This is a genomic window from Azorhizobium sp. AG788, from assembly GCF_943371865.1.
Classification (GTDB): Bacteria; Pseudomonadota; Alphaproteobacteria; order Rhizobiales; family Xanthobacteraceae; genus Azorhizobium.
Map to the genome: position 1 here is coordinate 1 of NZ_CALRWL010000113.1, position 3165 is coordinate 3165.

Below are 3165 nucleotides of genomic sequence, written 5' to 3' on the forward strand. Positions count from 1 at the left end.
CTATGCGCGCGCCTTTGTCCATTGGTGGGCAGCGCCTCGACGTGGACGCCAGTATTGGCGTCGCCATGTTCCCTCGCGATGGGGAAACCGCGGCGGATCTCCTGCGGCATGCCGACCTTGCGCTTGCATTGGCAAAACGTCGGCACGAGGGTTTTGCTCTCGGCTCCGACGTCGCTGACAAGCCACAGCACGAGCAGCTGACTTTGATCGGAGAGATGCGCCAGGCCCTGTCCAGGGAGGAATTCGAACCGTACTTCCAGCCAAAGCAAGAGCTAAACACCGGGCGTATCATCGGAGCGGAGGCGTTGTTGCGATGGCGTCATCCGCAGCGGGGATTGGTCCCTCCCGGGACGTTCATCCCATTCGCAGAGCAAACCGGGTTCATCAGGGAGATCACGCCTTGGTTGCTTGCCACAGTTATCCGGCAATGCGCGGAGTGGTACCGTGCCGGCCTGCTGATTGTAACGTCCATCAACATTTCGACATTGGACCTTACCGGTCGACAGCTTGTCATTGACATGGAGCGTCTCCTACGGGAGCACCGGCTTCCCCCTGAAATGGTCTGTCTGGAGATAACGGAGAGCGCCTTGATGGACGATCCGGAGGTGGCGCTTCGCCATCTGCGCGAACTCGCCAACCGTACGCATCCGGTGTGAGCCGCCTTGTGTTTGGTGGTCGGTAGCTGGGAGTCTTTGTGTAAGCGCGATAGCGCGGACGCAAACGAGTGGCAAACGTGATGTCTTATCAGCGGTTGGAGGTTTTGACGGGTACGGAGCGGCGTCGAAAGTGGTCGGACACGGAGAAGGTCCGGCTGGTGGAGGCGGCGTTCAGGCCCGGCATCGTGGTCAAGGAAGTTGCCCGGCGGTTTGGGGTCCATGAGAGCCTGCTGTACCGGTGGCGCCGGCAATTGGGCGTATCCGTTCCGGCGATCGACAGTGCGGTTCCGGCGTTCACGCCGGTCCGGCTTGCCCCTGTGGGTGAGCCGATGGCCGTGCCGGTCGTGGAGGCGGCGATGCCGGCCCCCAACCCACCCACAGCATCGGTCGCGGATATCTCAGTGCTTCTGCCCGGCGGGATCGAGGTGCGGCTGCGCGGGTCGGTGGATCTGGCGCTGGCCAGGGCGGTGATCCGGGCGGCCGGAGGTGCTGGATGATCCCGATCCCGCCGGGGGTGCATGTGTGGCTGGCGACGGGCCGGACGGACATGCGCAAGGGTTTCGGCAGCCTTGCCCGGCAGGTCCAGGAGGTTCTGGGGCGCGATCCCCATGGCGGTCACCTGTTCGTCTTTCGTGGCCGCCGCGCCGACCTGGTGAAGGTCATCTGGCATGACGGCCAGGGTGCCTGCCTGTTCACCAAGCGCCTGGAGCGCGGCCGGTTCATCTGGCCGTCGGTGGTGGACGGGGCGGTAACGCTGAGCCCGGCCCAGTTGGGCTATCTGTTGGAAGGGATCGACTGGCGACTGCCACAGCACACGGCCCGACCCGAACGGGCGGGCTGAAAAGCTGCAGACAAGACGGCGTGGGCATGATTCAATGACCCTATGTCCAGCCCCCATCCTCCCGCCCCCGCTGCCAACAATCTGCCCGCCGATCTGGCGGCGGCCCATGCGCTGATCCTGGCATTGCAGGGGGAATTGGCGACGGCGCGCCAGCAGGCCGGCGAACGGGCGATCGAGATCGAACGGCTGCGTCTGGCCCTGGCCAAGGCCCGGCGGGAGCTTTACGGCCAATCCTCGGAGCGGGGCCGGCTGCTGGTGGAGCAGTTGGAACTGCAATTGGAGGAGTTGGAGGAGACCAGCGCCGAGAATGAGGTGGCCGGCGAACTCAACACACCCATTCCCGCCCTTGCCGCCACACCGCGCAAGCCGGCCCGGCGGCCGCTGCCGGAGGCGCTGCCGCGGGAGCGGATCGTGCATCCGGGACCTTGTGTCTGCGACCGCTGCGGCGGCGATGCCTTACGCAAGATCGGCGAGGATGTGCTGGAAAGCCTGGAATGCGAACCCCGCCGCTGGAAGGTGGTGCAGCATGTGCGGGAGAAATTCGCCTGTCGGTCCTGCGAGGCGGTGAGCCAAACGCCGGCCCCCTCCCATCCGATCCGGCGTGGGCGGGCCGGGCCGAACCTGCTGGCCATGGTGCTGGCAGGGAAATATGCCCAGCACCTGCCGCTGCACCGGCAGAGTGCGGCCTATGCCCGTGAAGGGATCGACCTGGACGTTTCCACCCTGGCCGACTGGGTCGGCGCGGCGGCAGCAACCCTGGCCCCGCTGGTGGCGGCGATACGCTCCCACGTTCTGGCGGCTGATCGTCTCCATGGCGATGACACGCCGGTGCCGGTGCTGGCCAAGAGCCTGCCCCGGACCCGATCCGGGGGAAAGGCGGCCACTGGTCGATTATGGGTCTATGTGCGGGATGATCGGCCGTTCGGCGGCAGCGATCCGCCCGCCGCCCTCTACCATTATGCCCGCACCCGTGCCGGCGAGCATCCGCAGCGCCACCTGGCCGGCTGGGCCGGGATATTCCAGGCCGACGCCTATAGCGGCTATGCCGGCCTTTACGACCCCGCCCGCAAGCCCGGCCCCCTCCAGGAGGCCGGATGCTGGAGCCATGTCCGCCGCCGGTTCTTTGATCTGGCCAAGGATGGAAAGTCACCCCTGGCAGCCGAGGCCGTGAAGCGCATCGACGCGTTGTTCGCCATCGAGCGGACCATCAACGGCCGCGCCATCGCGGAACGTGCCGAAACCCGCCAGGAGAAAAGCCGTCCTCTGATCGGCGATCTGGAGCGATGGCTGCGCAGCAGCCGTGCCAGCCTGTCGCCCAAATCGGATCCTGCCAAGGCCATGGACTATGCCTTGAACCGGTGGGGCACCATGACCCGGTTCCTGGAGGATGGGCGCATCTGCCTGTCGAATAATGCCGCCGAACGCGCCTTGCGCGGTATCGCCGTCGGACGCCGGAATTGGACCTTCTGCGGTTCCGATTCCGGCGGTGACAGGGCCGCCGCCATCTACACCCTCATCGAGACCGCAAAGCTCAACGACGTCGATCCCCAAGCCTGGCTCGCCGACGTCCTCACCCGCATCCACGATCATCCCGCAAAGGCCATCGCCGACCTCTTGCCATGGAACTGGAAGGCAAAGCCCTGAATGGGCCTACGCCGGATGCTTACC

Annotated in this window: 4 protein-coding genes; all 4 read left to right on the forward strand. The window is 65.9% G+C overall.

Annotation, left to right across the window (positions count from 1 at the left end):
• Positions 1 to 656: GGDEF domain-containing phosphodiesterase (locus AAG816_RS27635; RefSeq protein ID WP_341992923.1), on the forward strand; the 656-nt coding region annotated here is incomplete at its 5' end.
• Positions 657 to 736: 80 nt separating this feature from the next.
• The gene (locus AAG816_RS27640) at positions 737 to 1153 is read left to right on the forward strand and encodes a transposase (RefSeq protein WP_341992926.1); all 417 of its coding nucleotides are present in this window, start codon (positions 737 to 739) and stop codon (positions 1151 to 1153) included.
• A complete protein-coding gene (gene tnpB / locus AAG816_RS27645) occupies positions 1150 to 1497 on the forward strand; it encodes an IS66 family insertion sequence element accessory protein TnpB (RefSeq protein WP_341992924.1) in 348 nt (115 codons plus the stop codon). Before AAG816_RS27640 ends, tnpB begins: the two co-directional genes overlap by 4 nt.
• Positions 1498 to 1539: 42 nt before the next feature.
• Positions 1540 to 3141 carry an IS66 family transposase gene (locus AAG816_RS27650; RefSeq protein WP_341992925.1) on the forward strand — a complete coding sequence of 534 codons (1602 nt, stop codon included), beginning with the start codon at positions 1540 to 1542 and terminating at the stop codon, positions 3139 to 3141.
• Positions 3142 to 3165 lie beyond the last annotated feature (24 nt).